We start from the raw sequence: 4,921 nt of genomic DNA, 5'->3' as shown, positions 1-4,921 counted from the left end.
TCTAAGTAATATGAAAGTTACATATACATATAGTCAAAATAGTTATCAAGGTACATGTAATATAGTTACAAATAATTATCGCTTACCTTCAAATAGTAAGTGAAAATTGAATTAAATTGTACAAATGAAGATACAATTATAAGTAATTTATTATCAAATAATGGATCTTATTTATTTTCATTTACATATGGAAATACTTTACAACAAGCTCCTTTGCCATTTAAAATTTCAAATCAATGGCGGACCCGGAGGGATTCGAACCCCCGACCTACGGCTTAGAAGGCCGTTGCTCTATCCAACTGAGCTACGGGACCAATTATAAAATATTATTATGAAAAATTAAAATACTTAATTCCATCTGTATATCGATGTTTCATCATTTATCAGCAATGCCTTGCATGTTCACTATAATATATAATATAAATGAAGTATTAAAATTATTGTCAAAAACATTATAAAGATAGGAGTCAAAAAATGGGACCGCGCGGATTCGAACGCCGATCCCTGGGACCCAAACCCAGTAGCCTACCACTAGCCTTCGGTCCCTTAAAAATAAAAGATTTTTCAAAAATTTAAAAGAGTTTTTAACAACATATTAAAAAATGTACAGCATGGTAGACATCAGCCTAGAGCAGTATCTATGCAATTTTGGCCAAGAGTAAGAGCTAAAAGAATCTATCCAATAATAAAGAGTTGGCCTTCTGATCAATAATATTCAATCAGTTGCATTTGCTGNNTATAAAGTTGGTATGNNNCATATTTTAACAAAAGAAGGAAAATATGAACCTGTATCAATTATAGAAACTCCTCCGTTAAAGGTTCTTGGAATTAGATTATATAAAAAAGATACAAATAAAGGTTCTTATCTTTAAAGGATATTATTTCTAATAATTTTGATGAACATGTTAAAAGAAGAATAAAAACATTAGAACCAATTGAAGATTTAGAAAAAGATCTCAAGATGCAGAACAATTATTATTAAAGTTTCATTAATAAAATTGATTGTGTATACACAACCATGGCTAACACAATTAAAAAGAAGAAANNTGAGATATTTGATATACCTATAAGAGGAAATAATATTAAAGAAATATTTAATTATGCAAAAAATTTATTAGGAAATCAAATAAAAATAAATGATGTATTTAATGAGGGAGAATATGTAGATATAATTGGAGTAACAAAAGGAAAAGGACTCCAAGGAGAAGTAAAAAGATATGGAATATCAGTTCAATATAGAGAAGTAAAGAGAAGTAAATCTGTAAGACATATAGGTGCCAGGGGGTCAAGAGGAATGAGAAGAATATTTCCAACAACACCAATGCCAGGTCAATATGGATTCTTTAGAAGAACAGAATATAATAAATTAATAATAAAGATTTCTGATAATTATAATGAAANAAATCCAAGTTCTGGCTGGCCACGTTATGGAATTGTAAAGAATACATATGTAATGCTAAAAGGTTCAGTAATAGGAGCAAAGAAAAGATTATTGATATTAAGAAAAGCAATAAGACCACCAAGGAATCCTGAAAAAATAGGCATAGAATATATATCATTATCACGAAAAAATTAGAGATGGAAGTAAAAATATATAGAGTTGAAGGATTAATATTTAAAACAAAGATTTTAATGAAATTTAAAGAAAAAGGAAGGAGTTTTGATAAAAAGAAAGGTAGTATATAAATTTACAAAAGAAATATTGGGAATAAATGAAAATGATGTTTTAGAAAGAATATATTCATTATTTGGAAGTGCATATAAAGTAAAAAGAAATAAAATAAAAATATTAAAAATTGAAGAAATTGTTGAAAATGATANAAAGGATAAGAATTTAAAGAAATTTATAGAAAATATTAAAAATGGAAAATTCTTATGAACTATTAGATTTTTTATATAGTCAATTGGAAGATATACAAGATAAGATATTAGAATATGAATTGATAAAAAGCTTTATTAATGAACTAAAAAAGCAGGAAGATACATATATAAATTTGGGAGGATTAATATTTGTTTAGGATCTATAAAAGATGACCAAAACTTATTAATAAATATTGGAAGAAATATATTTACTGAAAAAAGCAAGGATGAAGTTTTAAAATTGATAGATGACATAATAAATAAACTAAATCAGGACGTAAATGAAATAAAAGCAAAAATAAATGAAATATCTATGAAAATAACTCCTCAACCTTAACAATTTCATGAACAGTAGAATATTTTCCACTTATTAAATATTCCTTATTAATTTCTATTCCGTATCTTAAATATGGACTTCCAAAATTAATTGATCCACTATCAAATTATAACCTGCAATTTCCTTTACTTTCTCTATTATTTTATCACTTAATTCCTTATTTATTAATAATTTATTATTATATAATTTTGATATGCTTCCAAAAAGATATTTTGTTTTTATTTTATATGCTGGTAAAGATAATTTTTGAGATATTTTCTTTACATCCTCTTCTTTTCCATGAGAAAAAATTATTCCATTTTTCCCAATTAAAAATATATTTCCTATTAGATTTTCTATATACTCTATTATCAATTATAGTCAAAATAATTCTTTAATATATTCTTTAATTCTTCAGGAGCATTAGAGCTAATAATTATTTTATTATCATATTCTATAAAATATGGAGAAACAACTGGTGATTCTATATAATATTTTTTTATATCAATATTTTATCTTTCAATATTATTTTTTTCGCTTTTACTTGCTATAAGAAAATCATCAAACATATGCATTACAATACCTATAGATGATATACTAAGATAATCTGCCTTTTTAACTATCATTATCAATAATGATTATCAACAATAATTATAAAACTTATATATTTCAGGATATTTAAAAATTGTATGAGTATATTTTCAAATATATTTAGGAAGAAAAATGATAATAAAAATTACACAAAACATTAATGTTATACCACAACAAAATATTGTAAGTCAAAATTATAATATCTGAAATAAAAAATATTACTAACTCCATTGAAGGTTTAGCTAAAAGTGTAAGAGAATTGGAGAATAAAGTATCTGAAATTTCAAGCAATATTTCAAGTATTAGTTCTACAGTAGAAAGCCATCAAAACGAAATAAATAGTATTAAAAATAATTTAGAAAAGGTTTTTTCTATATATGAAATGCTTAGAAAAAATTATAATCCTTTTGTAGAAGAAGAAAAAGAAGAAGAACCAAAAGTTCAGGTTATAAATGAAAATAATGTAGAAAATCAAGAAAATAATATATTACCTTTAAAGTAAACTTGATGATAATCCAACTGTTTCTTCAATTATAATTTGTTGGCTAGCATATTTAGTTAAAAAATCAAATATAGAAGAAGTAGATGATGCTTTAGATTATTATGAATCAATTAATTGGATAACTGAAAAAATAAAAATAAAATTAAAGGTATTATCTGTATGGATTAAAGAGTGTTGAGGGAGAAAATAAAAAATTATTACCAATGGATCATATAGTAATTCTATATATAATAACAAAATTGGCACAAATACAGTAGTTCAGATAATATAGAAAGGTTAAAAGACCTATATAATGAGCTAATTCAAAAGGATATATATCGCCAATAACAAGATGATAAAGGAATTAATATACTTATTTATTTTATTTATAGCCGCATATCTAGTTTTAAGTACATTTTTCAACTTTTATTCTTCAGCAGGAAAAATAATTGCAAAAGAAATATCAAGATATTACAAATCCAACATTTGAAGTCAAGTAAATTATATAGTAAATTATAATAATTATGGTAATTATTCAATACTATATTTGGTACAAAATATAAATCCATCTGAATTGTATAAATAGCATAGAAGTTGGAAATACAATGGTTAACTTTACATACATGGTATTAAATCAATATACAATAGAATTAAATGTAAGTTACCCAGGTAAATGCTGGAGATAATTTAAGAGTAACATTTTGTATTGGCCAATCATCTTTATATTATATTAGTCCATAATGGTAGAATACATCGATATTTATTTAGATAGGGATGAATTTTCAAATAGGATTGGGGGAGGAATTCCAAAAGGTAGGTATATTTATGATTGAAGGAGAAAATGGAACTGGAAGGAGTTTAGTATGTCAAAGAATATTATATGGAGCATTATCAAATAATCATACTNNNACATATATTTCTACAGAATTATCTGTTGTAGATTTTATTAAACAAATGGAATCATTAGGTTATGATATAAAAGATTATTTATTAAATCAAAAATTATTATTTGGTGCTAACACTTAATTTATTTAATAGAATAAAGGAGAGAGAAAATTTAATATTTGAATTAACAAAAGAAAAATCTAAAAAACTATTAGAAAATGAGTTAATAATATTAGAGTCATTATCATATCCATTAATAAATGGGTTAGATAAAATGGATTCAATAAGATTAATTGAATTTTTAAGTAAAATAAAAAATCTAAATAAAACAATTATTTTAAGATATAATCCTTCAGAAATAAATAGATTTTTTTAAGAAATATGAGGAGAATTGCAGATATATAATTTAATTTCTGGTTTTGCTTCTATTGGAGAATCATCACTATTAAAAATGATAGAAGTAAAGAGGTTTAAATATCCAATGGGAATATATAATACATATTATACCATTTAGAGTAGAGCCAAATATAGGGCTAATAATTGAGATATCTTCATATGTATAATGCCTGAACAAATACAAGAAACAAAAGAAGAATATGTAATAAAGAGGGAAAATGGAAAAGTAATAACTAATGATATAACTGAATCATTTGATGAGGCATTGAATAAATATGAACATCTTAGAAATTATGTTAATGAAATATCATAAATATGTGGGCCTCCAGAATGATGACTTCTCTAGATTTTTCTCTTAGATCTAGAACTGTATTTAATATATTATATCCTGT

At 24.3% G+C, this 4,921-nt stretch carries 9 protein-coding genes, 2 tRNA genes and 1 pseudogene; 9 read left to right on the top strand and 3 right to left on the bottom strand.

Going from position 1 to position 4,921, the window contains the following annotated elements:
* Window positions 1–237 precede the first annotated feature (237 nt).
* Together LUA84_RS01270 and LUA84_RS01265 are read right to left on the bottom strand one after the other, a co-directional pair.
* A tRNA-Arg gene (locus LUA84_RS01270) sits at window positions 238–314 on the bottom strand.
* Between the two features lie 161 nt (window positions 315–475).
* Window positions 476–546: transfer RNA gene (locus LUA84_RS01265), tRNA-Pro, on the bottom strand.
* A gap of 472 nt (window positions 547–1,018) precedes the next feature.
* On the opposite strand from LUA84_RS01265, the gene rplC reads away from it, so the two are divergent.
* The 4 genes from rplC (at window position 1,019) to LUA84_RS04560 (ending at window position 2,197) form a co-directional block, all read left to right on the top strand.
* On the top strand, window positions 1,019–1,576 hold the full coding sequence (rplC, locus tag LUA84_RS01260; protein ID WP_231434070.1) for a 50S ribosomal protein L3: 558 nt from the start codon (window positions 1,019–1,021) through the stop codon (window positions 1,574–1,576).
* An 84-nt stretch (window positions 1,577–1,660) separates the two neighbouring features.
* Window positions 1,661–1,879: a 50S ribosomal protein L18Ae gene (rpl18a, locus tag LUA84_RS01255; protein WP_231434069.1), complete on the top strand. Its 219-nt coding sequence runs from the start codon at window positions 1,661–1,663 to the stop codon at window positions 1,877–1,879.
* Entirely contained in the window at window positions 1,863–2,018 is a 156-nt protein-coding gene (locus LUA84_RS01250) for a hypothetical protein (RefSeq protein WP_231434068.1), read from the top strand. Before rpl18a ends, LUA84_RS01250 begins: the two co-directional genes overlap by 17 nt.
* Window positions 1,985–2,197, top strand: a complete 213-nt coding sequence (locus tag LUA84_RS04560) for a prefoldin domain-containing protein (RefSeq protein WP_308112652.1) — start codon at window positions 1,985–1,987, stop codon at window positions 2,195–2,197. Before LUA84_RS01250 ends, LUA84_RS04560 begins: the two co-directional genes overlap by 34 nt.
* A 66-nt stretch (window positions 2,198–2,263) precedes the next feature.
* Here LUA84_RS04560 and LUA84_RS01240 read toward each other — a convergent pair whose 3' ends face one another.
* A complete protein-coding gene (locus tag LUA84_RS01240; protein ID WP_231434067.1) occupies window positions 2,264–2,551 on the bottom strand; it encodes a hypothetical protein in 288 nt (95 codons plus the stop codon).
* A 475-nt stretch (window positions 2,552–3,026) separates the two neighbouring features.
* Between LUA84_RS01240 and LUA84_RS01235 the strand changes: the two genes are divergently transcribed.
* From LUA84_RS01235 to LUA84_RS01220, 5 genes and pseudogenes are all read left to right on the top strand, one after another.
* On the top strand, window positions 3,027–3,269 hold the full coding sequence (locus tag LUA84_RS01235; RefSeq protein WP_231434066.1) for a flagella accessory protein C: 243 nt from the start codon (window positions 3,027–3,029) through the stop codon (window positions 3,267–3,269).
* A 10-nt stretch (window positions 3,270–3,279) separates the two neighbouring features.
* Window positions 3,280–3,447, top strand: a pseudogene (locus LUA84_RS05055) (FlaD/FlaE family flagellar protein); the annotation flags it as partial.
* Between the two features lie 575 nt (window positions 3,448–4,022).
* Entirely contained in the window at window positions 4,023–4,274 is a 252-nt protein-coding gene (locus LUA84_RS01230) for an ATPase domain-containing protein (RefSeq protein ID WP_256443481.1), read from the top strand.
* On the top strand, window positions 4,258–4,509 hold the full coding sequence (locus LUA84_RS01225; protein WP_231434064.1) for a P-loop NTPase family protein: 252 nt from the start codon (window positions 4,258–4,260) through the stop codon (window positions 4,507–4,509). Before LUA84_RS01230 ends, LUA84_RS01225 begins: the two co-directional genes overlap by 17 nt.
* A 186-nt stretch (window positions 4,510–4,695) precedes the next feature.
* Entirely contained in the window at window positions 4,696–4,842 is a 147-nt protein-coding gene (locus LUA84_RS01220) for a hypothetical protein (protein WP_231434063.1), read from the top strand.
* The last annotated feature ends 79 nt before the right edge of the window (window positions 4,843–4,921 follow it).

The sequence above is a fragment of the Candidatus Nanopusillus massiliensis genome, from assembly GCF_920984865.1.
The sequence above is the reverse complement of the archived record's forward strand: the minus strand, read 5'-3'. Positions and strand labels throughout refer to the sequence as shown.